The sequence below is a fragment of the Streptomyces sp. JJ38 genome, from assembly GCF_019303475.1.
Taxonomy (GTDB): Bacteria; Actinomycetota; Actinomycetes; order Streptomycetales; family Streptomycetaceae; genus Streptomyces.
In genome coordinates this window covers 1-26,003 of record NZ_JABLSI010000053.1, presented here as the reverse complement: position 1 = coordinate 26,003, position 26,003 = coordinate 1, and the positions used below count along the sequence as shown (strand labels likewise).

The 26,003-nt window shown below is 72.1% G+C and carries 28 protein-coding genes; 18 read left to right on the top strand and 10 right to left on the bottom strand.

Annotation, left to right across the window (positions count from 1 at the left end; translation table 11 throughout):
• The first annotated feature begins 31 nt into the window (after nucleotides 1-31).
• From HPT28_RS22930 to HPT28_RS22885, 10 genes are all read left to right on the top strand, one after another.
• On the top strand, nucleotides 32-463 hold the full coding sequence (locus tag HPT28_RS22930; RefSeq protein WP_219093092.1) for a hypothetical protein: 432 nt from the start codon (nucleotides 32-34) through the stop codon (nucleotides 461-463).
• A 267-nt stretch (nucleotides 464-730) separates the two neighbouring features.
• On the top strand, nucleotides 731-1,540 hold the full coding sequence (atpB, locus tag HPT28_RS22925; RefSeq protein ID WP_219093091.1) for a F0F1 ATP synthase subunit A: 810 nt from the start codon (nucleotides 731-733) through the stop codon (nucleotides 1,538-1,540).
• Between the two features lie 92 nt (nucleotides 1,541-1,632).
• On the top strand, nucleotides 1,633-1,866 hold the full coding sequence (gene atpE / locus HPT28_RS22920; protein ID WP_219093090.1) for an ATP synthase F0 subunit C: 234 nt from the start codon (nucleotides 1,633-1,635) through the stop codon (nucleotides 1,864-1,866).
• Between the two features lie 40 nt (nucleotides 1,867-1,906).
• On the top strand, nucleotides 1,907-2,449 hold the full coding sequence (locus HPT28_RS22915; RefSeq protein WP_219093089.1) for a F0F1 ATP synthase subunit B: 543 nt from the start codon (nucleotides 1,907-1,909) through the stop codon (nucleotides 2,447-2,449).
• Nucleotides 2,446-3,270 (top strand): F0F1 ATP synthase subunit delta, encoded by an 825-nt coding sequence (locus tag HPT28_RS22910; protein ID WP_219093088.1) that lies wholly within the window; start codon nucleotides 2,446-2,448, stop codon nucleotides 3,268-3,270. The genes HPT28_RS22915 and HPT28_RS22910 overlap by 4 nt, the downstream gene beginning before the upstream one ends.
• 96 nt (nucleotides 3,271-3,366) lie before the next feature.
• Entirely contained in the window at nucleotides 3,367-4,938 is a 1,572-nt protein-coding gene (atpA, locus tag HPT28_RS22905; protein WP_219093087.1) for a F0F1 ATP synthase subunit alpha, read from the top strand.
• A 2-nt stretch (nucleotides 4,939-4,940) separates the two neighbouring features.
• Nucleotides 4,941-5,867 (top strand): F0F1 ATP synthase subunit gamma, encoded by a 927-nt coding sequence (locus tag HPT28_RS22900; protein ID WP_219093086.1) that lies wholly within the window; start codon nucleotides 4,941-4,943, stop codon nucleotides 5,865-5,867.
• Nucleotides 5,868-5,869: 2 nt separating this feature from the next.
• Nucleotides 5,870-7,312 (top strand): F0F1 ATP synthase subunit beta, encoded by a 1,443-nt coding sequence (gene atpD, locus HPT28_RS22895; protein WP_219093085.1) that lies wholly within the window; start codon nucleotides 5,870-5,872, stop codon nucleotides 7,310-7,312.
• 96 nt (nucleotides 7,313-7,408) lie between these two features.
• Nucleotides 7,409-7,792 (top strand): F0F1 ATP synthase subunit epsilon, encoded by a 384-nt coding sequence (locus HPT28_RS22890; RefSeq protein WP_219093084.1) that lies wholly within the window; start codon nucleotides 7,409-7,411, stop codon nucleotides 7,790-7,792.
• 136 nt (nucleotides 7,793-7,928) lie between these two features.
• On the top strand, nucleotides 7,929-8,381 hold the full coding sequence (locus tag HPT28_RS22885) for a DUF2550 domain-containing protein (RefSeq protein WP_219093083.1): 453 nt from the start codon (nucleotides 7,929-7,931) through the stop codon (nucleotides 8,379-8,381).
• 245 nt (nucleotides 8,382-8,626) lie between these two features.
• On the opposite strand, the gene HPT28_RS22880 is transcribed toward HPT28_RS22885, so the two are convergent.
• From HPT28_RS22880 to HPT28_RS22870, 3 genes are all read right to left on the bottom strand, one after another.
• Nucleotides 8,627-10,246 carry a glycosyl hydrolase family 18 protein gene (locus tag HPT28_RS22880; RefSeq protein ID WP_374227001.1) on the bottom strand — a complete coding sequence of 540 codons (1,620 nt, stop codon included), beginning with the start codon at nucleotides 10,244-10,246 and terminating at the stop codon, nucleotides 8,627-8,629.
• 209 nt (nucleotides 10,247-10,455) lie between these two features.
• Nucleotides 10,456-11,106 carry a response regulator transcription factor gene (locus HPT28_RS22875; RefSeq protein ID WP_219093082.1) on the bottom strand — a complete coding sequence of 217 codons (651 nt, stop codon included), beginning with the start codon at nucleotides 11,104-11,106 and terminating at the stop codon, nucleotides 10,456-10,458.
• Nucleotides 11,103-12,308: a sensor histidine kinase gene (locus tag HPT28_RS22870; RefSeq protein ID WP_219093081.1), complete on the bottom strand. Its 1,206-nt coding sequence runs from the start codon at nucleotides 12,306-12,308 to the stop codon at nucleotides 11,103-11,105. The genes HPT28_RS22875 and HPT28_RS22870 overlap by 4 nt, the downstream gene beginning before the upstream one ends.
• A 152-nt stretch (nucleotides 12,309-12,460) precedes the next feature.
• Here HPT28_RS22870 and HPT28_RS22865 point away from each other — a divergent pair, with 152 nt between their 5' ends.
• Both HPT28_RS22865 and HPT28_RS22860 read left to right on the top strand, forming a co-directional pair.
• Nucleotides 12,461-13,045 carry a hypothetical protein gene (locus HPT28_RS22865; protein ID WP_219093100.1) on the top strand — a complete coding sequence of 195 codons (585 nt, stop codon included), beginning with the start codon at nucleotides 12,461-12,463 and terminating at the stop codon, nucleotides 13,043-13,045.
• A 174-nt stretch (nucleotides 13,046-13,219) separates the two neighbouring features.
• Complete coding sequence (locus tag HPT28_RS22860; RefSeq protein WP_219093080.1) at nucleotides 13,220-13,426, top strand: antitoxin; 207 nt, start codon at nucleotides 13,220-13,222, stop codon at nucleotides 13,424-13,426.
• A gap of 60 nt (nucleotides 13,427-13,486) precedes the next feature.
• Here HPT28_RS22860 and HPT28_RS22855 read toward each other — a convergent pair whose 3' ends face one another.
• The 3 genes from HPT28_RS22855 to HPT28_RS22845 form a co-directional block, all read right to left on the bottom strand.
• Nucleotides 13,487-14,122, bottom strand: coding sequence for a class I SAM-dependent methyltransferase (locus tag HPT28_RS22855; RefSeq protein ID WP_219093079.1), 636 nt, complete (start codon nucleotides 14,120-14,122; stop codon nucleotides 13,487-13,489).
• A 139-nt stretch (nucleotides 14,123-14,261) separates the two neighbouring features.
• Nucleotides 14,262-15,068, bottom strand: a complete 807-nt coding sequence (locus HPT28_RS22850) for an SDR family NAD(P)-dependent oxidoreductase (protein WP_219093078.1) — start codon at nucleotides 15,066-15,068, stop codon at nucleotides 14,262-14,264.
• A gap of 65 nt (nucleotides 15,069-15,133) precedes the next feature.
• The gene (locus HPT28_RS22845; RefSeq protein WP_219093077.1) at nucleotides 15,134-15,814 is read right to left on the bottom strand and encodes a hypothetical protein; all 681 of its coding nucleotides are present in this window, start codon (nucleotides 15,812-15,814) and stop codon (nucleotides 15,134-15,136) included.
• Between the two features lie 325 nt (nucleotides 15,815-16,139).
• Between HPT28_RS22845 and hemC the strand changes: the two genes are divergently transcribed.
• A complete protein-coding gene (hemC, locus tag HPT28_RS22840) occupies nucleotides 16,140-17,072 on the top strand; it encodes a hydroxymethylbilane synthase (protein ID WP_219093076.1) in 933 nt (310 codons plus the stop codon).
• 55 nt (nucleotides 17,073-17,127) lie between these two features.
• Here hemC and HPT28_RS22835 read toward each other — a convergent pair whose 3' ends face one another.
• A complete protein-coding gene (locus HPT28_RS22835; RefSeq protein WP_219093075.1) occupies nucleotides 17,128-17,700 on the bottom strand; it encodes a cob(I)yrinic acid a,c-diamide adenosyltransferase in 573 nt (190 codons plus the stop codon).
• A gap of 205 nt (nucleotides 17,701-17,905) precedes the next feature.
• On the opposite strand from HPT28_RS22835, the gene HPT28_RS22830 reads away from it, so the two are divergent.
• From HPT28_RS22830 to HPT28_RS22820, 3 genes are all read left to right on the top strand, one after another.
• Nucleotides 17,906-18,757: a 3-hydroxyacyl-CoA dehydrogenase family protein gene (locus HPT28_RS22830; RefSeq protein ID WP_257579270.1), complete on the top strand. Its 852-nt coding sequence runs from the start codon at nucleotides 17,906-17,908 to the stop codon at nucleotides 18,755-18,757.
• 170 nt (nucleotides 18,758-18,927) lie between these two features.
• Nucleotides 18,928-19,239: an STAS domain-containing protein gene (locus HPT28_RS22825; protein ID WP_219093073.1), complete on the top strand. Its 312-nt coding sequence runs from the start codon at nucleotides 18,928-18,930 to the stop codon at nucleotides 19,237-19,239.
• Between the two features lie 120 nt (nucleotides 19,240-19,359).
• Nucleotides 19,360-21,879 (top strand): ATP-binding protein, encoded by a 2,520-nt coding sequence (locus tag HPT28_RS22820; protein WP_219093072.1) that lies wholly within the window; start codon nucleotides 19,360-19,362, stop codon nucleotides 21,877-21,879.
• A 76-nt stretch (nucleotides 21,880-21,955) separates the two neighbouring features.
• Here the strand turns inward: HPT28_RS22820 and nucS are convergent, their stop codons facing one another.
• On the bottom strand, nucleotides 21,956-22,618 hold the full coding sequence (nucS, locus tag HPT28_RS22815) for an endonuclease NucS (protein ID WP_219093071.1): 663 nt from the start codon (nucleotides 22,616-22,618) through the stop codon (nucleotides 21,956-21,958).
• Between the two features lie 219 nt (nucleotides 22,619-22,837).
• On the opposite strand from nucS, the gene HPT28_RS22810 reads away from it, so the two are divergent.
• On the top strand, nucleotides 22,838-23,230 hold the full coding sequence (locus HPT28_RS22810) for an SCO5389 family protein (RefSeq protein WP_219093070.1): 393 nt from the start codon (nucleotides 22,838-22,840) through the stop codon (nucleotides 23,228-23,230).
• Nucleotides 23,231-23,236: 6 nt separating this feature from the next.
• On the opposite strand, the gene HPT28_RS22805 is transcribed toward HPT28_RS22810, so the two are convergent.
• Nucleotides 23,237-24,328 (bottom strand): LLM class flavin-dependent oxidoreductase, encoded by a 1,092-nt coding sequence (locus tag HPT28_RS22805; RefSeq protein ID WP_219093069.1) that lies wholly within the window; start codon nucleotides 24,326-24,328, stop codon nucleotides 23,237-23,239.
• Nucleotides 24,329-24,577: 249 nt separating this feature from the next.
• On the opposite strand from HPT28_RS22805, the gene HPT28_RS22800 reads away from it, so the two are divergent.
• Nucleotides 24,578-24,904, top strand: coding sequence for an ATP/GTP-binding protein (locus tag HPT28_RS22800; protein WP_219093068.1), 327 nt, complete (start codon nucleotides 24,578-24,580; stop codon nucleotides 24,902-24,904).
• Between the two features lie 25 nt (nucleotides 24,905-24,929).
• On the opposite strand, the gene HPT28_RS22795 is transcribed toward HPT28_RS22800, so the two are convergent.
• Entirely contained in the window at nucleotides 24,930-25,883 is a 954-nt protein-coding gene (locus HPT28_RS22795) for an ABC transporter permease (protein WP_219093067.1), read from the bottom strand.
• Between the last annotated feature and the right edge of the window lie 120 nt (nucleotides 25,884-26,003).

Here is a 26,003-nt window from a genome sequence, read left to right as displayed (position 1 = left end):
GTACCCAATCTCCTCCGCTGGAGCAGCTCGTATGCAGTCGAACGACGCCCGGATTCTCCGCGGCGCCGCGATTCCCTCGGCATGCGCCGGTCTCGTCGGCGTCATCGTCGGCGTACTCGCCGCCGGTGCCGAGGGTGCCATCGGCGCCGGGCTCGCCACCGCGGTGGTCATCACCTTCTTCGGCCTCGGTCTGACCGCGGTCAGCCGTATCGGTGAGGCTTGGCCCCACCTCCTGCTGGGTGCCGGATTCCTCGTCTACACCACGCAGGTCGGCGTCATGCTCGTCCTCCTGCTGCTCCTGCGGGACGTGACCTGGATGGACGGGCCGGTCTTCGGTCTCACCGTCCTCGCCTGCCTGCTGGTGTGGCTGGCGGCGCAGGCGTGGACGCAGACCCGGGTGAAGCAGCTCTACGTCGAGCCCTCCCGGGTCGGCGAGTCCGCGGACGCGGAGCCCCGCACGTGAGGGCGTCCCGCGGCCGCTCCGAAGGTAGGGGCGATATAAAAGCCCCCTCGGTGGACTGCTATGGTCCGACGCCGAGAGTGTGGCGAGCGATGGAGCGTGCGCTGTGCGGGACAGCGCCGCGTGCTCCCCGCCTTCCCTCGGGCCGCCCTGCCGTCGCGCCGGCCGGTTCCGCCTCCCGCGATACCCAGTCCAGTGCCGCTCCGTGGCCTGCGCCACGCCGACACATCGAGGTAGCCGTACCTATGCGTCCGACCGAAGGAGCTCGCGGTGAGTAGTGACCAGTTGCTCGCCTTCGAGACCGACTGCCACCTGTTCAAAGGCTGTGGCTTCGAGGCCCCGAGCGTGTGGTCGTTCATCTTCGACCCGATGTTCACGGTCGGCGGGATCGAGTTCAACAAGCCGATGCTGCTGGCGTTCATCGGCACCGGCATCATCCTGACCTTCTTCTGGATGGCGTTCTCGAACCCGAAGGTCGTTCCCGGCAAGCTCCAGATGATCGCCGAGGCCGGCTACGAGTTCGTGCGCAAGGGCATCGCCCGCGAGGTGATCGGCAAGAAGGGCGAGCCGTTCATCCCGCTGCTGGTCTCGCTGTTCTTCTTCGTCTGGATGATGAACCTCTGGGCGCTCATCCCCGTCGCCCAGTTCCCGGTCACCTCCGTGATCGCGTACCCGGCCGGGCTCGCGCTCGTCGTGTGGATCACCTACATGACGGTGACCTTCAGGTCGAACGGCTTCGTGGGCGGCATGCGCAACCTGTGCGTGCCCAGCGGTCTGCCGAAGCCGATCTACGTCATCCTGACGCCGATCGAGTTCCTGTCGAACATCTTCGTGCGGCCCTTCACGCTCGCCGTGCGACTCTTCGCGAACATGTTCGCGGGCCACGTGCTCATCCTGATCTTCACGATCGCCACGTGGTACATGCTCGGCACCTTCCTCGGCAGCATCTACGCCACCGCCTCCTTCGCCATGACGCTCGTCCTCACGGTCTTCGAGCTGTTCATCCAGGCGCTGCAGGCCTACGTCTTCACGGTGCTGACCGCCACCTACCTCTCCCAGGCCCTCGAAGAGGCGCACTGAGGCAGAGGCGCAAAGCCCCAAGCCACTCGCCCAACCCCAGTCGTCCGGTGGACCAACCACCCACCGGCCCACCAAGAGAAGGAACCAACGGAATGTCTGCTGCTCTCGAGACCCTCGCGGCTGTTGAAGGCAACGTCGGCACCATCGGTTACGGCCTCGCCGCCATCGGCCCCGGCGTCGGCATCGGCATCATCTTCGGTAACGGTGTGCAGGCCATCGCCCGCCAGCCCGAGGCCGCCGGCCTCATCCGCCAGAACATGCTGCTCGGCTTCGCCGTCGTCGAGGCCCTGGCCCTGATCGGCTTCGTCGTTCCGTTCATCATCTGACGGACCCGGACCGCAGCCTTATATCGACGAAAGGTCCACCATGATGTACCTGGCAGCCGAGGATCCGCAGAACCCGCTGCTCCCGGTCTGGCCTGAGGTCGTCATCGGCCTGCTCGCCTTCGGCATCGTCTTCTTCGTCTTCGCCAAGAAGCTCCTCCCGGCCATCAACAAGGCCCTGGACGAGCGTCGCGAGTCGATCGAGGGGGGCATTGAGAAGGCCGAGGCTGCTCAGGCCGAGGCGCAGCAGACGCTGGAGGAGTACCGGGCTCAGCTGAGCGAGGCCCGGCACGAGGCCGCCCGTCTGCGCCAGGAGGCGCAGGAGCAGGGTGCCGCGCTCATCGCCGAGATGCGTGCGGAGGGCCAGCGGCAGCGTGAGGAGATCATCGCCGCGGGTCACACCCAGATCGAGGCCGACCGCAAGCAGGCCGCGCAGGTGCTGCGCCAGGACGTGGGCAAGCTCGCCACCGAACTGGCCGGCAAGCTGGTCGGCGAGTCCCTTGAGGACCACGCCCGCCAGAGCCGCACCATCGACCGCTTCCTGGACGAGCTGGAGGCCAAGGCCGAGACCGGGGCCGCCCGATGAACGGAGCGAGCCGCGAGGCACTGGCCACCGCCCGGGAGCAGCTGGACGCGCTGACGGACAACACGTCCGTCGACGCGGCGCGGCTCGCCGAGGAGCTGGCAGCCGTCACCGCGCTGCTCGACCGTGAGGTGCGACTGCGCCGGATCCTCACCGACCCGGCGCAGCCCGGCGAGGCCAAGGCCGAGCTGATCGGCCGGCTGCTGGGCGGCCAGGTCGGCGGCGAGGTCACCGACCTCGTCTCCGGCATGGTCCGCTCTCGCTGGTCGCGTCCGCGCGACCTGGTGGACGCCGTCGAGGAGCTCGCGGACAGCGCCGACCTGATCGCCGCCGACCGCGACGGCACCCTCGGTGACGTCGAGGACGAGCTGTTCCGGTTCGGCCGGATCGTCGCCTCCTCCACCGAGCTGCGCGCCGCGCTCAGCGGCAAGGCCGGGGACGCCGCGTTCAAGGACGCGCAGACCGCGCTGCTCCACCGCCTGCTGGGAGGCCGGGCCAAGCCCGCCACCGAGCGGCTGGTGGTCCGCCTGGTCGCGCATCCGCGAGGCCGTAGCCTGGAAGGTGGCCTGGAGGCCCTCTCCAAGCTGGCCGCCGAGCGCCGCAACCGGTCGGTCGCCGTCGTCACCTCCGCGGTTCCGCTCAGTGACGGGCAGCGCCAGCGCCTGGGCGCCGCGCTGACCCGGCTCTACGGGCGCGAGGTGCACCTGAACCTGGACGTGGACCCGGAGGTCCTCGGCGGGATCACGGTGCGCATCGGTGACGACGTCATCAACGGCAGCGTGGCCGCGCGCCTCGAAGAGGTCGAGCGGCGGATGGCCGGCTGAGCCGGCCGTCACACCAACTCAACAAGCAGTACGTAGCGGCCCGAGTTGGGCCGTAGCAGATACATACGGGCCCAACAAGGAGAGCAGGGAACCCAGATGGCGGAGCTCACGATCCGGCCGGATGAGATCCGGGACGCGCTGGAGAACTTTGTCCAGTCGTACACGCCGGACGCGGCCTCGCGCGAAGAGGTCGGGACGGTCAGCGTTGCCGGTGACGGCATCGCGAAGGTCGAGGGTCTTCCCTCGGCCATGGCGAACGAGCTGCTGAAGTTCGAGGACGGCACGCTCGGCCTCGCCCTGAACCTCGAGGAGCGCGAGGTCGGTGCGGTGGTCCTCGGCGAGTTCAGCGGTATCGAGGAGGGCCAGACGGTGCGCCGCACCGGCGAGGTCCTCTCGGTGGGCGTCGGCGAGGGCTACCTCGGCCGGGTCGTCGACCCGCTGGGCAACGCCATCGACGGCCTCGGTGAGATCGAGACCGAGGGCCGCCGCGCCCTGGAGCTGCAGGCCCCCACGGTCATGCAGCGCAAGTCGGTGCACGAGCCGATGGAGACCGGCTACAAGGCCGTCGACGCCATGACCCCGGTCGGCCGCGGCCAGCGTCAGCTGATCATCGGTGACCGGCAGACCGGCAAGACGGCCCTCGCGGTCGACACGATCATCAACCAGAAGGCCAACTGGGCCACCGGCGACCCGAGCAAGCAGGTCCGCTGCATCTACGTCGCCGTCGGTCAGAAGGGCTCCACCATCGCGGGCGTGCGCGCCGCGCTGGAGGAGGCCGGTGCCCTGGAGTACACGACCATCGTCGCCGCCCCGGCGTCCGACCCGGCGGGCTTCAAGTACCTCGCGCCCTACACCGGCTCGGCCATCGGTCAGCACTGGATGTACGAGGGCAAGCACGTCCTGATCATCTTCGACGACCTGTCCAAGCAGGCCGACGCCTACCGCGCCGTCTCCCTGCTGCTGCGCCGTCCGCCGGGCCGTGAGGCCTACCCGGGCGACGTCTTCTACCTGCACTCCCGGCTGCTGGAGCGCTGCGCCAAGCTCTCCGACGAGATGGGCGCCGGCTCGATGACCGGTCTGCCGATCGTCGAGACCAAGGCCAACGACGTGTCGGCGTTCATCCCGACCAACGTCATCTCCATCACCGACGGCCAGTGCTTCCTGGAGTCCGACCTGTTCAACGCGGGCCAGCGCCCGGCGCTGAACGTCGGTATCTCCGTCTCCCGTGTCGGTGGCTCCGCCCAGCACAAGGCCATGCGCCAGGTCTCGGGCCGCCTCCGGGTGGACCTGGCCCAGTTCCGTGAGCTGGAGGCGTTCGCCGCCTTCGGTTCGGACCTGGACGCCGCGTCCAAGGCCTCGCTGGAGCGCGGTCAGCGGATGGTGGAGCTGCTCAAGCAGAGCCAGTACGCGCCCTACCCGACGGAGGACCAGGTCGTCTCCATCTGGGCCGGCACCAACGGTCTGATGGACGAGGTCCCGGTCGCGGACATCCGGCGCTTCGAGAAGGAGCTGCTGGACTACCTGCACCGCGAGCACAAGGACCTGATGACCGGCATCCGCGAGGGCGCCAAGATGTCGGACGACACCCTCGGCAAGCTGCGTGAGGTCGTCGAGACCTTCAAGAAGCAGTTCGAGACCTCGGACGGCAAGCTTCTGGGCGAGGGCTGAGCATGGGTGCCCAGCTCCGCGTCTACAAGCGGCGGATCAAATCCGTCAAGGCCACCAAGAAGATCACCAAGGCGATGGAGATGATCGCCGCCTCGCGCATCGTCAAGGCGCAGCGCCAGGTGGCGGCCTCCACCCCGTACGCCGACGAGCTCACCGCCGCGGTCACCGCGGTGGCGGGCGGTGCCGACGTCAAGCACCCGCTGACCACCGAGGCGGAGGCCCCGAAGCGGGCCGCGGTCCTGCTCGTCACGAGCGACCGCGGTCTGGCCGGCGGTTACTCCTCCAACGCGATCAAGGCCGCGGAGGCGCTGACGGGGCAGCTCTCGGACGAGGGCAAGTCCGTCGTGACCTACGTCGTCGGCCGCAAGGGTGTCGCGTACTACGGCTTCCGCGAGAAGGCGGTCGAGGAGTCCTGGACGGGCTTCACCGACAGCCCCTCGTACGCCGACGCGAAGGCGGTCGCGGCTCCCCTCATCGAGGCCATCGAGCGGGACACCGCCGAGGGCGGCGTGGACGAGCTGCACATCGTCTTCACCGAGTTCGTCTCGATGATGACGCAGACGCCGGTCCAGCGCCGGATGCTCCCGCTCACGCTGGAGCCCTCGGACGCCGAGGCCGGTGCCAAGGCCGCCGACCAGGGCGTCCAGCCGCTGTACGACTTCGAGCCGTCGGCGGAGGAAGTGCTCGACGCGCTGCTGCCGCGCTACGTCGAGAGCCGCATCTACAACGCTCTGCTCCAGGCCGCCGCTTCCGAGCACGCGGCCCGCCGCCGGGCGATGAAGTCGGCGACCGACAACGCGGAAGAGCTCATCAAGTCGCTCACGCGGCTTGCCAACGCGGCCCGCCAGGCCGACATCACCCAGGAAATCAGCGAGATCGTCGGTGGTGCCAGCGCGCTGGCCGACGCTTCTTCGGGGAGTGACCGATAACTATGACCACCACTGCTCAGACGGCCGCCGCGACGGGCCGCGTCGCGCGGGTCATCGGCCCGGTCGTCGACGTGGAGTTCCCCGTCGACGCGATGCCGGACATCTACAACGCCCTCACGGTCGAGGTCGCCGACCCGGCCACCGAAGGCGCCACCAAGACGCTGACCCTCGAGGTCGCGCAGCACCTCGGCGAGGGCCTGGTGCGTGCCATCTCCATGCAGCCCACCGACGGCCTGGTCCGCCAGGCCCCGGTGACCGACACCGGCGACGGCATCACCGTCCCCGTCGGTGACGTCACCAAGGGCCGCGTCTTCAACACCCTCGGCGAGATCCTCAACGAGCCGGAGGCCGAGTCCGAGGTCACCGAGCGCTGGGCGATCCACCGCCAGGCCCCGGCCTTCGACCAGCTCGAGTCCAAGACCGAGATGTTCGAGACCGGCCTGAAGGTCGTCGACCTGCTGACCCCGTACGTCAAGGGCGGCAAGATCGGTCTGTTCGGCGGCGCCGGCGTCGGCAAGACCGTGCTCATCCAGGAAATGATCATGCGTGTGGCCAAGCTGCACGAGGGCGTTTCCGTGTTCGCCGGTGTGGGTGAGCGCACCCGTGAGGGCAACGACCTGATCGAGGAGATGGCCGAGTCCGGCGTGCTCCCGCAGACGGCCCTCGTCTTCGGCCAGATGGACGAGCCCCCGGGCACCCGTCTGCGGGTGGCCCTGGCCGGTCTGACCATGGCGGAGTACTTCCGCGATGTGCAGAAGCAGGACGTGCTGTTCTTCATCGACAACATCTTCCGCTTCACCCAGGCCGGCTCCGAGGTCTCCACGCTGCTGGGCCGCATGCCCTCCGCGGTGGGTTACCAGCCGAACCTCGCGGACGAGATGGGCATCCTCCAGGAGCGCATCACCTCGACCCGTGGTCACTCGATCACCTCGATGCAGGCGATCTACGTCCCCGCGGACGACCTGACCGACCCGGCCCCGGCCACCACGTTCGCCCACCTGGACGCCACCACGGTGCTCTCCCGTCCGATCTCGGAGAAGGGCATCTACCCGGCGGTGGACCCGCTGGACTCCACGTCCCGCATCCTGGACCCGCGCTACATCTCGCAGGACCACTACGAGTGCGCCTCGCGCGTCAAGGGGATCCTGCAGAAGTACAAGGACCTCCAGGACATCATCGCCATTCTCGGTATCGACGAGCTCGGCGAGGAGGACAAGCTCACCGTCCACCGCGCCCGCCGTATCGAGCGCTTCCTGTCGCAGAACACCCACGCGGCGAAGCAGTTCACCGGTCTCGACGGATCGGACGTTCCGCTGGACGAGTCGATCGCCGCGTTCAACGCGATCGCCGACGGTGAGTACGACCACTTCCCCGAGCAGGCGTTCTTCATGTGCGGTGGCCTGGACGACCTGAAGGCCAAGGCCAAGGAGCTGGGCGTCTCCTGACGCCGGGCTCGGCGTACGGGTGAGGACCGGGCCCCGGTCCGGTCCTCACCCGGCGCACCCCCTTATTCTTGAGAAATCCCAGTTTGAGGAGCCACAGTGGCTGAGCTGCACGTCGAGTTGGTCGCCGCCGACCGCAAGGTCTGGTCGGGCGAGGCCAGGCTGGTCGTCGCGCGCACCTCTTCGGGTGAGATCGGCGTCATGCCCGGCCACCAGCCGCTGCTGGGCGTGCTGGAGTCCGGCCCGGTCACCATCCGCACCACCGGTGAGAGCGGCGACGGCACCGTGATCGCCGCGGTGCACGGCGGTTTCATCTCGTTCGCCGACGACAAGCTGTCGCTCCTGGCCGAGATCGCCGAACTGAGTTACGAGATCGACGTCGAGCGGGCCGAGCGCGCGCTCGAACAGGCGAAGGCGGACCAGGACGCGGCGGCCGAACGCCGCGCCGACGTCCGGCTGCGGGCAGTGGCGGTCGCACGCTGAACCCGCGGGTACACGTCGCTCAGCCGCGGATGGTCCCGGAGTCCTGCTCCGGGACCATCCGCGGCTGAGTCATCATGGAAGGCGTATCCGCGCACGGGGCGCGGCACGCAGGGAGATGCGAGGAGGTCGGTGACGCGTGACCCTCGCCCTGGTGCTGTGCGGGATGTGCGTCGCGCTGGTGCTGCTGGCGCTGTTCGTCTTCGGGCTGCGCCGTCGGCTGATCCAGCGGTCGGGCGGCACGTTCGACTGCAGTCTGCGCTGGAACGTGCCCAAGGAGGAGACCGAGGAGCCCACCGGGAAGGGCTGGAGCTACGGCATCGCCCGCTACCGGGGAGATCGCGTCGAGTGGTTCCGCGTCTTCTCCTACGCTCCCCGGCCGCGGCGGCTGCTGGAGCGGGAGTCGGTGGAGGTCGTCCAGCGTCGTACCCCGCAGGGGGAGGAGGAGCTGGCCCTGCTCTCCGACGCGATCGTCCTGAGCTGTCTGCACGCCGGCACGCCGGTGGAGCTGGCGATGAGCGAGGACGCTCTGACCGGCTTCCTGGCCTGGCTGGAGGCGGCGCCCCCCGGCCAGCGGGTCAACGTGGCGTAGTCCGGCGCCCCGGAAGGGGCGCGGGGAACCGCGCGTGTGGCCGAAGTGCACCCGCGGTCCGCGATGGACGGGAAGGGGCAGCCCCTTCCCGCCGGGTGCGGGGCTGCGCTTGTCAGCCCTGCGCCTGTGGCGCAGACCCCCCAAGCGTGCGGTGGCGTGCCCCGGCACAGGGGAAGCCGGGGAACGGCGGGCGGGCCGTCCCCCGGCGGATCGGGGCCCCTGTCACGGGGTGAAGGGGCGTCGGTTCAGCCGTTGAGCCCCTGGTGGATCGCGGCGATCAGCTCACCGTCGGAGGTGTCCCCGCTGGTCTCCCAGAAGAACGCGCCGCTCAGGCCCTGCTGCTTGGCCCAGTCCATCTTGCCCGTGATGGTGCTGGGGGTGTCGTAGCTCCACCAGTTGTTGCCGCAGTGCGCGTAGGCGGTGCCCGCGACGGTGCCGGTGGCCGGGCAGGAGTTCTTGAGCACCTTGTAGTCCTCGATGCCCTGCTCGTACGTGCCGGGTGCCGGGCCCGTGGCGGTGCCGCCCGGCTCCGACTGGGTGACGCCCGTCCAGCCGCGGCCGTAGAAGCCGATGCCCAGGAGCATCTTGTCCGCCGGGACGCCGCTGGCCTTGAGCTTCGCGATGGCGTCCGCCGCGTTGAAGCCGTCCTTCGGTATGCCGGCGTACGACGTCAACGGGGAGTGCGGTGCGGTCGGCCCGGTCTTGGACCAGGCGCCGAAGAAGTCGTACGTCATGACGTTGTACCAGTCGGTGTACTGAGCCGCTCCGGCGTAGTCCGCGGCGTCGATCTTGCCGCCCTCGGACGCGTCGGCGGTGATCGCGGCTGTCACGAGCTGGTCCGGGCCGAACTCGGCGCGGAACGCCTGCATCATCTTCCGCATGACGTCCGGGCCGCTGCTGTCACAGCTCAGACCACACGCGTTGGGGTACTCCCAGTCGAGGTCGATGCCGTCGAACAGCCCCGCCCAGCGCGGGTCGTGCACCAGGTCGTGGCAGGACTGGGCGAACGCGGCCGGGTTCTTCATGGCGTCGCCGAAGCCGCCGGACCAGGTCCAGCCGCCGAAGGACCACAGGATCTTGATGTGCGGGTACTGCTTCTTCAGCTTCAGGAGCTGGTTGAAGTTGCCGCGCAGGGGCTGGTCCCAGGTGTCGGCGACGCCGTCCACGGACTCCCCGGCCGTGTAGGCCTTGTCGGTGGCCGCGTAGCTGTCACCCATGGTGCACTTGCCGCCCTGGACGTTGCCGAAGGCGTAGTTGATGTGCGTGAGCTTCTCGGCCGAGCCCGAGGTGACCAGGTCCTTGACGTGGTAGTCGCGGCCGTAGACGCCCCACTCGGTGAAGTACCCGAGGTTGATGTACTCGCCGGGCGGCTGCGGCGGAGGATCGGTCGGGTCGGGGTCGGGCGGCGGGTCGGTCGGGTCCGGGTCGGGGGTGCCCGATCCGTCGCAGGCCTTGCCGTTGAGCAGACAGCCGCTGGGCGCGCCCGGACCGCTGCCGTTGTAGCCGAAGCTCACGCTGGCGCCGGGGGCGATGGTGCCGTTCCAGCCGACGTCGACGGCGGTGTAGTGGTCACCGTCGGAGGTGATCCTGGCGTCCCAGTGGCTGTTCACCGTGGTGCCCGCGGGGTAGTCCCACTCCAGCTTCCAGCCGTTCAGCGTGGTGGTGCCGGAGTTGGTGATCGTCCACTTGCCTCCGAAGCCGGTACCCCAGTCCTGGGTCTTGGTGAAGGTTGCCGTCACCTCCTCGGCGGCCTGGGCCGGTGAGGCGAGGGCGACGAGGCCGCCGGCGGGGATGAGCAGGGCCGCTGCCACCGCGAGGGCGCGGCGTGCTGAGAGTCGTTTCGTTCTGCCTTGTGTCTTCAACAGCGCTCCATAGAGCTGGGGCCGGTGGGGGCCGGTCCGATGGGGGTCGCTGCGCCGCCCGTGGAGCGTTCCGGTGTCCCGGCGCGCTCCTCGCAGTTGTCCACGGAGAGTAGAGAGGTCTGGACCACTGGTCAATAGGTCTGGACCATATGCCTCTCTCGCGGCGATGTTCCTTGTGGCCGTGTGGAGTTGGTGAAACACCCCCGATCCGGTCAGCCCGCGGTCACACCCCACTCCCGGGCGCGGACCGCCGCCTGGGTGCGACTGCGCAGGCCCAGTTTGCGCAGGACCCGGCTGACGTGGGTCTTCACCGTGGCCTCGGCCATCGACAGCGAGGTGGCGATCTCCGCGTTGGACCGCCCCTCGCCCAGCAGCGCCAACACCTCGCGCTCCCGCACCGTCAGGGCCTCCAACTCGGCTGGCGGCGCAGCGACTTCGGGGGCCGGCTCCGCGAACTCCGCGATCAGCCGACGGGTGACGGCGGGCGCGATCATCCCCTCGCCCCGGGCCACGGTGCGGACGGCGTCCACCAGCCCCGCCGCGTCGGTGTCCTTCAGCAGGAAGCCCGCCGCCCCCGCGCGCAGCGCACCGAAGACGTAGGCGTCCAGGTCGAACGTCGTCAGCACCAGCACGTCCGCCAGGCCCTCCGCCGTGATCCGCCGGGTGGCCGAGACGCCGTCCAGCCGCGGCATCTGCACGTCCATCAGCACGACGTCGGGGCGCACTTCACGCGCCAGCCGCACCGCCTCCTCGCCGTCCCCGGCCTCCCCGACGACCTCGACGTCCGGGGCGCTCCCCAGGATGAGGACCAGCCCGGACCGCACGGCTGCCTGGTCCTCGGCGACCACGACCCGGATCGTCACGCTGCATCGGCTCCTTCGCTCAGCGGCAGCCTGGCCCACACCCGCCAGCCGTCCGCGTCCGGCCCGGCGGAGAACGTCCCTCCGAGCAGTTCGACGCGCTCACGCATGCCGACGAGGCCGGCGCCGGAGCCCGGCAGCCGGGGACCGCCGCGGCCCAGCGGCGACTGGACGCTCACCGTCAGGTCCACGTCCCGGTCCACCCGGACGGTCACCTCGCCGGGCGCGGCATGCTTCAACGCGTTGGTCAGCGCCTCCTGGACGACGCGGTACGCGGCCAGTTCGACCGGCGCGGGCAGGCCGTCGGCCGTCTCGGCGGCCCCGGGCTCGGCGTACGTTCCGCACAGCGTGAACCGGAGCCCGTCCGGCGCGCCCCCGGAGCGAGCCTGGTCGACCAGCGCGGGCAGTCCGTCCAGCGTGGGGCGGGCGGCGGGGGCGTCGCCGTCCCCGGCCTCGTCGCGCAGGATGCCGATCAGCCGGCGCATCTCCGTGAGCCCCTGCACGCTGTTCTCCCGGATCACGCCGAGCGCCCGCGCGGTGGCCGACGCGTCGTCGAGTGACTGCGCGGCCGTCGCGTGCAGGGCGATGGCCGAGAGGTGGTTGGCCACCAGGTCGTGCAACTCCCGGGCCATCCGGGCCCGTTCCGCGCCCACAGCCTGGCGGCGGTCCATCTCGGCCAGCCGCGCCGTCTGTTCGGCCCGCAGCCGCATGGCCGTGGCCGCGTCACGATGCGTGCGCACCAGCAGCCCGGTGTAGGCGGGCAGTGCGGTGACCCCGGCGAACAGCGCCCCGACGAGCAGCACCTCCGGCTCCCGCAGCGCGGCCAGCATCGCCAGCGTGAACGCCACGCTCATCGCCATCGTCCACGGCGGCAGCAGCCGCGCCCGGCGCGGGCTGCCGTAGAGCACCGCGGCGTAGACGATGTCGGTGAAGACGATCAGGGTCGCGAGCAGGCCGCCGGTGAGGCCGTCGCCGACGAGCGCCAGCACGGCGAGGACCAGCACCCACGGCCCGTGGCTGCGCCGTCCCAGCGCGGCCAGGCACATGACGAGCAGCGGCAGCAGCGCCCAGTCCCCGTACGCCTCGCCCAGCCCCTGGTGAATGGTGAACAGGTCCAGCGCCCAGAGCAGCAGCCCGCCCAGCAGGCCGAAGACGGCGATCATGACGTCCGAGCGGTGCGGGCGGAGCGGGGTGGTGCGGGGCATGACCCCATCTCAGCACGGGGCGGGCCCCGATACCTCCGCCACCCGGCGGATGCCGGAGGTACATCGAAGGATGCAGTGGCGGATCGTCACCCACGACGACGACCCCGGCGCCCGTGGCGGAGACCCTGGAGGGGAGAGACAAGGAGCTCGCCGTGCTGGTCGCCCTCATCATCGCCGCCGAGGTCGGATTCTGGGTTCTCCTCGCCCTCGGCCTGTCCCTGCGCTACCTGGCCCGCATGCCCCGGGCCGGCCTCGCCGTCCTCCTGTTCGAGCCGCTGCTCGAGCTCGTGCTCCTCGTCGCGAGCTCCCTCGACCTGCGCGACGGCGGCGAGCCCGGGTGGCAGCACGGACTGGCCGCCGTCTACATCGGGTTCACGGTCACCCACGGTCACTACCTGATCCGCTGGGCCGACGCCCGGTTCGCCCACCGGTTCGCGGGCGGTCCGCCGCCGGTCGGGCCGCCGCGTTACGGACGGGCCCGTGCCCTCCACGAGTGGAAGATGAGCGCCCGTGCCATCGGGGCCGCCGCCATCGCCGCCGCCCTGCTCCAGTGCGCGATCTGGTTCGTCGGCGACGGCGGCGACGTCGACCCGCTGCGGATGTGGCAGACGCGGATGGCCTGGGTCGTGGTCGTCGCTCTGATCATCGCGGCGAGCTACACGATCTGGCCCAAGCAGCCGCCCGGGAGCGCGCGGCCGGACTCCGGCGCGCCGGCGCGGGAGCGCCTGCGGCGCTGACCGCGGGGAGCGCGGCCGGGAAGCCACGGGGGTGTGTCCCGGCCGCGCTCCGGTCGCCCTCGCCCGTTTGGAGGCCCCTGACGCCCGCCGCGGGTTCCGGGTCTCCGGATGCAGGAACGCGGCATTCGGGGTGATCCTGGACGAGGACACCGCACATCGGCGGAAAGGACAGCCATGTCCATCATGGATAAGCTGAAGGGCATGCTCAGGGGTCATGAGGACCAGGCCCGCCAGGGCGTGGAGAAGGCCGGCGACCACGTCGACAAGCGCACCGGCGGCAGGTACGAGAAGCACGTGGACACCGCTCAGGAGCGCCTCGACGAGCAACTCGGCGGTGAGCAGCCGAGGGGACGTGGCGAGGACCGTCCGCCGGAGCCCTGACCGGGAGCCCCGGAACACCGTCCCCCGTCGCCGGAGTCCCGGCGGCGGGGGACGCCGCGTTCAGGCGACCGCCGTCCCCCGGACGTGGTCGGCGGTCGGGAACAGGGCCCTCGTCTCGGGGAAGCGGAAGCGATGCAACTCGGTGACGGTGAAGCCGGCCGCCTCGATCGCCCCGGCCGTATCCCGTCCGGTGTGGCAGCCGCCCATCAGCCGCGGCCAGAACGTCGAGTCCAGGGCGTCCTGAACCCGCCGTTCCACGGCCGACGCCGCCCGCACATGCTCGAAGAAGCGCAGTTCCCCGCCCGGGCGCAGGACGCGGCGCAACTCGCGCAGCGCCGCCCACGGTTCCGGAACGGAACACAGCACCAGCGAGGCCACCGCCGCGTCGAACGATCCGTCCGGGTACGGCAGCGCCTCGGCCGAACCGGCCACGACCTCGACCGGGGCCGAAACCACCCCGGCCGCCCGCTCGGCCATCTCCCGCAGGTGCCGCTCCGGCTCCACGGCCACCACGCGCGTCACGTCCGCCGGATAGTGGGGGAAGTTGAGGCCGTTCCCGGCCCCGAGCTCGATCACCTCGCCCCGGAGCCCGGCCAGTATGCGGTCGCGCTGCTCGCCCGCCCCGGCGCGCTCCAGCCCCGGCCCGGCCAGTCGCGCGTAGAACCGCGAGAACACCGGCCGACTCGTCTGCGTCATGTCCGTACCACCTCCTGAACGCGCCCACCGCCGTGCCGCGCTCCGGCCACGGTGCCACGCTCCGGCGCGCGCGCACACCCGCCGCGCCGCCCGGGCCCGCCGTGCGGGCTCGCGCCCGAGCTCGCTGGCGGCGTGAGGCTCAGGTGCGCAGGTAGGAAGCGCCGTTGACGTCCAGGATCGTGCCGGAGCTCCACTGCGCCTGCGGGGACGCCAGCCACAGCACGGCCGCGGCGACGTCCTCCGGGACGGCGACCCGGCCGAACGGACTCTGCGAACGGAGTTCCTCCCCCTCGGCGCCGCTCAGCCGGTGCGCCACCCTGTCCGTGTCGATGAAACCGGGCGCCACCGAGGCCACCGCGATGCCGTGCGGGCCGAGCGCCACCGCCAGGGACTGGCCCAGCGCGTGCAGCCCGGCCTTCGTCGCGCCGTAGGCCGGATGGTCGGGCTCGCCGCGGAACGCCCCGCGCGAACCGACGTTGACGATCCGTCCGCCCCCGCCCTGGGCGATCATGCGCTGCGCGGCGGCATGGCTCAGGTGGGCCGGCGCGAGCAGGTTGACGGCCACGTGGCGCTCCCAGGCCGCGACCCAGTCGGCCGCCGGGGTGCCGACGGGCGGATGCGCGGCGGTGCGCGCCGCGGCGTTGTTCACCAGCACGTCGATCCCGCCGAGCGCCTCGGCCGCCGCCTCCACCAGGGAACCGGCCCGGGCGGCGTCCGTCAGATCCGCGCCCAGCACGGTGTGTCCGCCGCCCGGCAGGGCCGCCGCCGTCTCCTCCGCCTCGGCGCGGCGGCTGGCGTAGTGCAGGGCCACCCGGTCCCCGTTGGCCGCGAACGCCCGGGCGAGAGCGCGGCCGAGGCCGCCCGCCGCGCCGGTCACCAGCACCCGTCGGCCGCTGCCGGGGAAACCGTCGCCCGTCACCGGGGTCTGATCCGCCGTTGGTTCCATGTCGTCCCGCACCGCGTGTCCTCCCGCCTGGTCCGGCCCCACCCTACGGGAGGGCCCGCGGGTGCTCAGTCCACGGCCAGCCGGGCGGAACGGCGCAGGTCGGCGGCGAACCGGGCGCCCTCCTCGGTGCTCGTCCGCCCGTTCGCCCGGGACACGACCACCATGCCCGCGGTGCTGTGGTCCGCCCACATGCAGAACTGCGTCTCCTGCCGCTCGCCCGTCACCACGTTCGTTCCGACCGCGAGCCGGCACTTGAGGACCGCGTTCTCCGCCCCCTCCGGGGTGACCCGCTCCGGGGCGCCCCGGAGCGTCGTCCGGGACTCGGGGGAGTCCGCCACGTCCTCGGCCAGCTGCCGGAAGGCGGCGTCGACGGCGGCCTCCGGGGCCTCCACGCGCCCCCAGGCTCCGGCGAAGATCGCGAACCGCGCCTCCGGGTCCTCCAGGACGTCCGGCTTCAGCGGGTCGACCGTGGCGTAGTTGGCGTTCACCGTCGTGGCGTCCTCGACGCCGAAGGCCGCCACCGTCCCCTCCGAGCCCTCGGGCAGGACAGCGTCCCCCGTCCGGTAGAAGGGGCCCGCGGCCTCCGGAGGCAGCAGCAGGTGCGGCCCGTCGTCCGTGACCCCGTCGTCGTCACCGGAGAGCAGCAGCGTCGTGCCGGTGAGCACCCCCACGAGGGCGAGGGCGCCCACGGCGGTCCACACACCCCGCGGGCGGCGGAGTCCGGCCAGGGACAGACTGAGGTTCACGGCGGCGTACCTTCCGGGGACGAGGACGAGCGGCCGCCGCCCGGAGAGCGGCGCCTGACCCCGTGCGGGTCCGGGCCATTACAGATCACCGCCGCGCCGGGCGGCTAGAGGTGCGACCCCGATCGTTACCGGTGGGTAGGCCCGGCGAGACCTCGCGGCAGCCTCGTGGTGCTGTCCCCGCACGCGCCGGCGACCTGCGCCCGGCCGAGGAACCGGGCACCGGTGAAGCTCCCGGAACCGTTCGGGTTCGCGTGGGAGACCTCGCGGTTCCGGCTCCGTCGGCCGCGCCCGTGGGAGGCGGGAACTGACGGGCTATCGTGTGGGGATGGCCGTACCTGAGCTGATCCGTATCGTTTCGCGTTCGTCACCGATGGCCCTGGCGCAGGTGGAGCGGGTACGCGCCGAGCTGGCGGCCCGTCACCCGGGCGTGCGTACCGAGGTCGTCCCCGTCACGACCGCGGGCGACCGGTGGATGGGCGACCTGGCGCGGCTCGGCGGGAAGGGCGCGTTCACCAAGGAGGTCGACGCCACGCTGCTGGCCGGTGAGGCGGACCTCGCCGTGCACTGCGTGAAGGACGTCCCCGCGGACCGCCCGCTGCCCGCCGGGACGACGTTCGCGGCGTTCCTCAAGCGCGACGACGTCCGCGACGCCCTCATCCACCCCGGCGGCCGCACGCTCGACGAGCTGCCGCCCGGCACCCGGATCGGCACCTCCTCGGTGCGGCGCCGGGCCCAACTCGCCGCCTCCCACCCGCACCTGGAGTGCGTGCCCATGCGGGGCAACGCCGGGCGCCGGATGGAGAAGCTGGCCGCGGGGGACGCCGACGCCCTGCTGCTCGCCGTCTCGGGCCTGGAGCGCATCGACCGCATGGACGTCGTCACGGACATCCTGTCCACCGAGACCATGTGCCCGCCCATCGGCGCCGGCATCCTCGCTCTCCAGTGCCGGGAGGACGACACCGAGCTGATCGACGCCGTCAGCCCGCTCGGGGACCCGGACACCCACCGGGAGGCCACCGCCGAGCGGATGTTCCTCCACGTGCTCCAGGGGCACTGCAACAGCCCGATCGCCGGCTACGCCCGCGCCCGCCGCGATGATCTGTCGCTGCGCGCGTGCGTCTTCACCCCCGACGGCAAGACGGTGCTCAACGCGCACGAGTGGGCCGGGCGGCTCGACCCGGCGACGCTGGGCACCTCCGTCGCCGTCGCGCTCCTGCGGCAGGGCGCCCGCGACCTGATCGACGGCATCGCGCACTGACGCCGCCGGACAGGCCGCCGCGCGCCACCCGGCCCCGGGGGAGCGGCCCCGGGTCTCAGCGGTTCTCGCCGGGCACCCAGAGGACGTCGCCCTGGGCCTTGTTCGCCGTGCGGGCCAGGATGAACAGCAGGTCCGACAGGCGGTTGAGGTAGGTGGCGGTGAGCGGGTTCATCGTGTCGCCGTGCTCGGCCAGCGCCGCCCACGTGGACCGCTCGGCGCGCCGGACCACCGTGCACGCCTGGTGCAGCAGGGCCGCGCCGGGGGTGCCGCCGGGCAGGATGAAGCTGCGCAGCTTCTCCAGGTCGGCGAGGAAGGTGTCGCAGTCGCTTTCCAGCCGGTCGATGTAGGACTGCAGCACCCGCAGCGGGGGGAACTTCGGGTTCTCCACCACGGGCGTGGACAGGTCGGCGCCCACGTCGAAGAGGTCGTTCTGCACCCGGGTGAGGACGGTCACGACCTCCTCCGGGAGGTCGCCCAGGGCGATCGCCACGCCGAGCGCCGCGTTCGCCTCGTTCGCGTCGGCATACGCCGAAATGCGGGTGTCCGTCTTGGCCGTGCGGCTCATGTCGCCCAGGGCCGTCGTGCCGTCATCGCCGGTGCGGGTGTAGATACGTGTCAGGTTGACCATGGTGTGAGCGTAGCCCCGGCGGGGGCTCCCGGCCCGGCTGCGCGAACGCCAACTGGCGGGGCGCCGCAGCGGGATAACGATCGGATGTGATGTCCGTCAGTTGAGACGTGATGCGCATCTCTTCGCCGCCCACGCTCCGCTCACGGACGCTATGGTCCGCCTGAGAGTACGCACTGGTGACTGTTTTTCCAGAGGGGACATCACGTTGGAAGCCAAGAAGCTCGCCGTCATCGGAGCCGGACTCATGGGCTCCGGCATCGCGCAGGTCTCCGCCCAGGCGGGCTGGGACGTGGTTCTCCGCGACGTCACCGACGAGGCCCTGGCCCGCGGTAAGGGCGGCATCGAGGCCTCCTACGAGAAGTTCGTCAGCAAGGGCAAGCTCTCCGCCGAGGACGCGCAGGCGGCGCTCGGCCGCATCACCACCACGACAGACCTGGACGCGGCCGCCGACGCCGACATCGTCGTCGAGGCCGTGTTCGAGAAGCTCGAGGTCAAGCAGGAGATCTTCCGCGCGCTGGACGGGGTGGCGAAGGACGAGACCATCCTGGCCTCGAACACCTCCGCCATCCCGATCACCAAGATCGCCGCGGCCACGAAGCGCCCGGACCGCGTCGTCGGCACGCACTTCTTCTCCCCGGTGCCGATGATGCAGCTGTGCGAGCTGGTGCGCGGTCTGAAGACCAGCGACGAAACCCTCGCCACCGCCCGGGCGTTCGCCGAGGGCATCGGCAAGACCTGCATCGTCGTCAACCGGGACGTGGCCGGGTTCGTCACCACCCGCCTGATCGCCGCCCTCGTCGTCGAGGCCGCCAAGCTCCGCGAGTCCGGCGTGGCCACCGCCGAGGACATCGACATCGCCTGCAAGCTCGGCTTCGGGCACGCCATGGGCCCGCTGGCCACCGCCGACCTCACCGGCATCGACATCCTGCTCAACGCGGCCGACAACATCTACACGGAGTCGCAGGACGAGAAGTTCGCCGCCCCCGAGCAGATGCGCCGCATGGTCGACGCGGGCGACCTGGGCCGCAAGTCCGGAGAGGGCTACTACCGCTACTGAACGGTCGGGGCGCGGCCGAACGGGCCGTGCCCCCATCATCCGCCAGGGTGAACTTCCGTGTCGATTCCCACACGGACAGCAACCCCACCCGCCGGTCGGCCGTCAGGTGTGGTGGGACATTCGGATATGAAGGTTCACGCAGCGTCATCACGAGGCACCGGGAGCGCGTTATGCAGATCAAGGGCGATCACGCCGAGCTGTACGTCGGGGGCCGCCTCGACGTGCGCAGCGCAGCGGACGCCCGGTCGGCTCTGCAGACCGCCCTCGAGAGCGGCGACGGCGACCTCGTCGTGAGCCTCGCCCAGCTCGACTCCTGGGACGCCACCGGCCTCGGCGTCATCATGGGCGCCCACCGCCGCGCCGGCCGCTGCGGCCGGCGTCTCGTCCTGCGTGACGTCCCCCCGCAGATGCAGCGCCTCCTCGTCGCCACCCGGCTGCACCGCATCCTCGCGATCGAGGGCGAAACGCTCACGAAGCCGTGACGATTCCGCCCTCCCGCGGGGGGTGGGGTTCGCCCGGGCCCGGCGGCCGTCTACTGTTCCCTTCACTGCCGGGAAGGGCCCAGGGAGTACCGCACGCACCGCCACTGGGGGGCTTTCACCATGCACCCGTCCCACCGCGGACCGGAGGACCACGACGGCCACGAGAGCCATGACAGCGGGGCACTCGCCCGCACGGTCCAGCTGGTCGCCGGTGACTACCTGCTGACCGTCAACCCCGTCGACGGCAGCGAGATCGAGCCATGCCCGCCGGACCGCCGGCCGGAGACCCCGCGTCGGCGCGGCCCCGAGCAGCGGGCGGAGCGCGACCGTGCGGCCGTGCCGCCCGCCCTCGTCGGCGATGCCGCCCTGGACCTGCCGCTGCTGGAGCGCGAGGAGGAGCGCGACCGGCTCGTCCGGCTCCTCTCCCGCGGGCGCTCGGTACGCCTCAGCGGCCCCTCCGGCTCCGGCCGCACCGCCCTGCTCGACGCCGTCGCGGCCGACTGTGCGGAGCTGGCCCCCGACGGCGTCGTCCGGCTGCACGGTCGCGGCCGCGGCCCCGCCGACCTGCTCTACGAGCTGTACGCCGCCGTGTACAAGACCGCCCGGCACCGGCCGCGCGACGAGCAGCTCCTCGATCTTCTCGCCGACATCGGCGCCGTCGTCGTCCTGGACGACCTGGAGTTCGGCGGCGAGACGCTGGAGGAACTGCTCGAGGCGACCCCCGAGTGCGCCTATCTCGTCTCCGTCACCCCCGACGTCCCCCCGCCCGCCGCCCACTCCGGCATCGAGGAGGTCTTCCTCCGGGGCATCAGCCGTACCGCCTGCGTGGACCTCCTGGAGCACGCCACCGGCCGGACCCTGCTGGAGTACGAGGCCGACTGGGCCGGCGACCTGTGGTTCGAGTCCGAGGGGCTGCCGCTGCGCTTCGTCCAGGGCGCGGCCCTGCTGCGTCAGCGGGCCGTTCCCTCCTCCGCCGACCCGACGGCCCCGGTGGTCATCGAGACGGACGAGGAGGAGAGCCCGCCGCCGCTGTCCGTCGCCTCCGTCGTCGCCGAGCGCCTCGCGGAGACGCTGAGCGAGCAGGGCCGCGAGGTGCTGCGGTTCGCCGTCGCCCTCGACGGCGCCGTGCCGCAGGCCGCGCACCTGCCCGCCCTGCTCGACGACGAGCGCGCCGACGCCGCCCTGGCCGAGCTCGTCGCCGCCGGCCTCGCCACCGCGGACGGACCCCACTACCGGCTCGCGGCCGGCGTCACCGAGCAGCTCGCCCGCGCGGGCTACGACGAGGGCGCGGGCGCCCTCGCCCGCACCGCGGCACGGCACTACGCCTGGTGGGCCGGCCACCCCTCCGTCACCCCGGAGCGGGTGGCGCAGGAGGCAGGCACCCTGCTGGCGGCCGTCGCCGCCGCCCGCGCCGGCGGGCACGACTCCGTCGTCGTGCTCCTGGCCCACACCGCGGCCCCCGTCTTCGCCGCCGCGGGCCGCTGGTCGCCCTGGCGGCAGATCCTCACCGAGGGCGGTGGCGTCGCCGCCCAGGCCGGTGAGCTGGCCGAGGAGACGTACTTCCACCATGAGCTGGGCATCCACGCCCTGTGCGTCGGTGACCTGGACCGCGCCCGCACCGAGCTGGAGACCGCGATGCGGCTGCGCGGCGAGCTCGCCGACCGCAGCGGCTCGTTCGCCAGCCGCCGTGCGCTGGCGCTCGTCGCCGACGCCGCCGCCGCGAAGCGGCCCGCCCTCGGCCCGGGCGGGGCACCGCCCACGGGCTCCGAGGACGAGACGGCCGTCGTCCCGTCCCTCACCCCGCCGATCCCCGCCGCAGAGGCGGGCACGGCCGCCCTGCCAGCCGTCGACCCCGGGTCGTTCGGGGCCGACGAGGAGCCCCGGGGCCCGCTCACCGGACGCCGTCGCAATGTCTTCGCCGCGGCGGCGGGCGCGGTGCTCGCGATCCTGCTGGGTACGGCCGTCACCGTCGCCAACATCGGCGGCGACGGCGGTGACGCCGGTGACTCTGTGCAGCCGGATCGTTCCGCCACATACGACGTCACCGACACGCGCTACCCCTCGGAGGGCAGCGCCTCGCCGTCCGAGTCCGAGGACGCCTCGACGCCCGGTCCGAGCGGCGACCCCAGCGAGTCCGCCGACACGCCGAGTGGCTCGCCCTCGGAGTCCGAGTCCTCCAGTACGCCGTCGGAGGAGTCCTCGTCCCCCGAGGACGAGCCCTCGGACCCGGCCGGCGGCGGTGGTTCGACGGACGGTGGCGGCAGCGGCGGGGGCACGTCGTCGGACGGTGGCAACACGGCGGACGGCGGAAACACCGTGGACGGTGGGAACAGCGCGGACGGTGGCAACGCCGCGGACGGTGGCAACACCGTGGACGGCGGGAACACGGCGGACGGTGGCAACGCCGCGGACGGCGGAAACACCGTGGACGGTGGCAACAGCGCGGACGGTGGCAACAGCGCGGACGGCGGCAGCACCACCGACGGCGGGAACACCGCGGACGGCGGCAGCACCACGGACGGCACCACCACCGACGGCGGCGACGCGACCGACGGCACCACCACCGCCAGCGGTCCCGGGCCCACGACGACCGGTGGCGAGACGGGCACCACCGGCGGGGACGAGCCGGAGGTCGCCTGACCTCACGCCTCCGCCCCGGCCCTGGTGCGTGTCACCGGGTGCCGGGACGGCGGCGCGTGCGGCGGAAGCCGAGGGGTCAGAAGAGGCGGAGCTTGTCGTCGTCGACGCCGCGCAGGGCGTCGTAGTCGAGCGTCACACAGTCGATGCCGCGGTCCGTGGCCAGGACGCGGGCCTGCGGCTTGATCTCCTGGGCCGCGAACACGCCCTTGACCGGGGACAGATGGGGGTCGCGGTTCAGCAGCTCCAGGTAGCGGGTGAGCTGCTCGACGCCGTCGATCTCGCCGCGGCGCTTGATCTCGACGGCCACCGTCGCACCGTCGCCGTCGCGGCCCAGGATGTCCACCGGGCCGATGGCGGTGGGGTATTCGCGGCGGATGAGGGTCCAGCCTGTGCCGAGGGTCTCCATGCGGTCGGCGAGGAGTTCCTGGAGGTGCGCCTCGACGCCGTCCTTGATGAGCCCTGGGTCCGTACCCAGCTCGTGGCTCGAGTCGTGGAGGATTTCTGCCATCGTGATGATCAGTTTTTCGCCCGCCTTGTTGATGACCGTCCAGACCCCGTCCTCGGCCTCCTTGAGCGTGCACGGCGGAGACATCCAGTTGAGGGGTTTGTAAGCCCGGTCGTCGGCGTGGACGGATACCGATCCGTCGGCTTTCACCAGAATCAGGCGGGGTGCCAGGGGGAGGTGGGCGGTGAGCCGGCCGGCGTAGTCCACGGAGCAGCGGGCGATGACGAGACGCATGGCGGCACGCTACTCGACCCGTGCGACGCGGAGCGATTCGCCCCTGGTTCTCCCCGTTCATACATGGCCTGTTGTGTGCGCAACCCTATGGTGGCGGACTCGTTACGGCCTTACCGTAGGTGATGGGGGTGTCGCCGATCGGTGAGCGCACCACGAGCGGGGCCCCTCGTCCCGTCCGTACGGTCCCGGGTTCGTCCGGGGCCGCGAGAGGAGAACCCCATGTCGCTCGACGTCTCACCGGCCCTTCTGGCACAGGCCGAGCGAGGCGAGGTCGACGAAGCGGCTTTCGTCGACTGCGTCAAGAACTCCCTCCCCTACGCATGGGAGATGGTCAGCTCCCTCGTCGCCCGACTCCAGGTCGACGGTGGGGACTTCGCCGACAACCAGACGCCGCCGCCGGACGAGCAGGCGCGCGGCCAGCTCCTCAGGGCGCTGGCCAGTGATGCGATCCGGGGGGCGCTGGAGCGGCACTTCGGGGTGCGGCTCGCCTTCCAGAACTGCCACCGGGTCGCGGTCTTCCCGCTCGACTCCACGGCGGACGAACGGCTGGAGCGCTTCACCTCGGTCCGTGGCCAACTCCTCAACCAGTCGCCTCTGCTGCGCGACTGCTGAGTCGTTTCAGCACGGGCTGTCGCCGCTCGCGCAGGCCGTGGACGCGCCGTCGCCCGCCCCGGTGCCGAGGAGCGGCAGCACCTCGGCACCGAGGCGGTGGACGTTCGCCTCGGTGGCCGCCAGATCGCCGGAGCCCTCGGCGAGCAGCGCGAAGCGCTGGATGCCGGTCCGCTCCGACGTCCGGGCCAGGCGCTCGGCGCACAGCTCGGGCGGGCCGACGGGGTGCAGGCCGCACAGCAGCTCCGTGTAGGCGACGGGATCGCGCATGGCGCGGTGCCGGCCGTCCACGGTGACGTGCGCGGCCAGTCCCTGCCGCAGCCAGCCCGGCATGGCCTTGAGGAGTACCTCGGCGGCCTCGGCACGGCTCGGGCCCACCTGCACCACGCCGGCGGACACGTGCTCGGCCGCCCGGGTCTCGACGGTGGCCGCGGCCCACCCGGCGGCCAGCGCCTCGCGCCGCCACAGCGCGGTCAGGCGCGCCTTCTCATCGTCCCCGCAGTGCATGCCGAGCAGCATGGGCAGCCCGCGCCGGGCCGCGAGCCGCACCGAGCCCTCGGAGGTGCAGGCGACGACGACGGGTGGCCCGTCGGCCGCCGCGGCGAGGGCCTCCGCCGGGCGCGGTACGACGGCGACCTCCCGGAAGCGGTAGCGCGGCCCGTCTGCGCCCACCCGGCCCTCGCGGAGCCAGCGCAGCAGCAGGTCGAGGGATTCGGGGTAGCCCTCCTCGTACGCCTCGACGCCCGCGCCGAACACCTCCAGGTCGACCCACGGCCCGCCCCGCCCGACGCCGAGGGTGAACCGCCCGGCGGAGGTGTGGTGCAGCAGGGCCGCCTGCTCGCCGAGGGCCACCGGGTGTGCGGTGGGCAGGACGCTGACGGCGGTGCCGACGCCGATGCGCCGGGTGCGCCCGAGCAGGTAGGCCGCCAGCGTCACGGCGGAGGGGCAGGTGCCGTAGGGCACGAAGTGATGCTCGGCCAGCCAGACGGCGTCGAGCCCGGCCTCCTCGGCGGCCGTCGCCGAGCGCACCGCGCGGTGCAGCGCCTCCCCCTGTCCCTGCCCGGGGAACTGGGCGGCCAGTACGAACGTGCCGACGCGCATGTCCATCGCCTCCTGGTGGCCGACGCGGGGTCACTCCACCGCATTAACGCGTGACACGTGCCATGGGCACGGCCAGGGCGCGAGTTCTTCCGATCATCAGCAGAACGAGTGACGCGGCGCCCGCCGGTGCGAGTGCGCGCGGGCCCGCGACCGAACGGAGTGGTCCGGACGGCCCATGCCCGGCCGCTAGGCTGGAACGGATCCGCACCACCCGGGGCAGGTTCGCCCCCGCACACCGTGAGGTGAAACGTGTCTCCGCGTCGCAACCGCCCGCGTGGCGGAGCCAGGAACGGCAACGGCCCCGCCACCGGTGGCGGTCGGGGCATCGGCGTGGAGCACACCGAGAACTGGCGGGGGCAGGGATGGGTCGTGCGCCGCATCAGCGGAGCCGCCGCGGCCAAGCACTACCGCTGCCCCGGCTGCGACCAGCAGATCCCGCCCGGGGTACCGCACGTCGTCACCTGGCCGGAGTTCGGGGACGTGGACGACCGCCGGCACTGGCACGCCCCCTGTTGGTCGGCCAGGGACCGGCGGACGACCCGGGTCCAGCGCTCCCGCAACGCCCCCAGGTACTGAGGACGCGGCGGGAGCGGGGCGGGCCTCAGACGTCCCGGGTGGCGATCCGGGCGTAGGCGGCGATCAGGACGGCGCCGGTGACGGCCGCGAGCAGCCCGAGCAGCGGCCAGCCGTTGATCTCGTCGCCCGGGTCGAAGTCGAACCGGAACGGGATGTGGTAGAGCGTCGCCAGCCCGTTGAGCGTGGAGTACTCGCGGATCGTGTCCCCGAGCTCGCGGGTGCTCTCCGTGACCATGAACAGCGAGGCGATGAACGGCAGCAGGACGAGGCCGAGCATCGTGGTGACGGTGCCGGGCGTGCTGCGCAGCAGCGTGCCGACGGCGAGGGAGAGCAGGCCGAGCAGCGAGACGTAGAGCGAGGCGCCCAGCGTCGCGTCGAGCCACTGCGTGGACGTGGCCGTCGCCTGGCCCGCGGCCATCGCGTCCTCGTTCCAGATGGCCGGGTCCGGGTAGGGCGAGAGCGGCTTGCCCTCGATCATGGCCGAGTGGATGAAGGCGGTCAGACCGCAGGCCGCGAACGTCATGACGAACGACAGGACGAAGAACACGAGGGCCTTGGCGGTCAGCACCCGGGTGCGCCTGGGCGAGACGGCCAACGTCGTGCGGATCATGCCGGTGCTGTACTCGGAGGTGACGACGAGCACGCCGAGCGTGATGATCGCCAGCTGTCCCAGCATCAGGCCGAAGAGGCCGGGGGCGAGGACGGGGATCTCGGCGTAGTCCGCACTGCCGAAGGCGAGGCCGACGAGCAGGCCGATGCCGACGACGAGGACGAACATGGCCGCGAGCGTCCAGATCGTCGACCGGACCGAGCGGATCTTCGTCCACTCCGAGGCGATGGCGTGACCGAGGTGCGTCTTCTTCTCGCCACTCGGCGCGGGCTGCGCCAGGCCCTCGGGGGCGTGGCCGTGCGCCCCCTGCGAGGCGGGAGTGGGCTGCTGGGGTGCTGCGGGCTGCTGGGGGGCGTAGGGCGTGCTCATCGGGCGTCCTCGCGGTCGGACGTGGGCTGCTGGGCGGGCGCGGGCGCGGGCGCGGGGGCCGGGGGACCGGCGGGCGGCGCCTGCGGGGGCGGGGCGTGGGGACCGGCGGGAGCCTGGGGC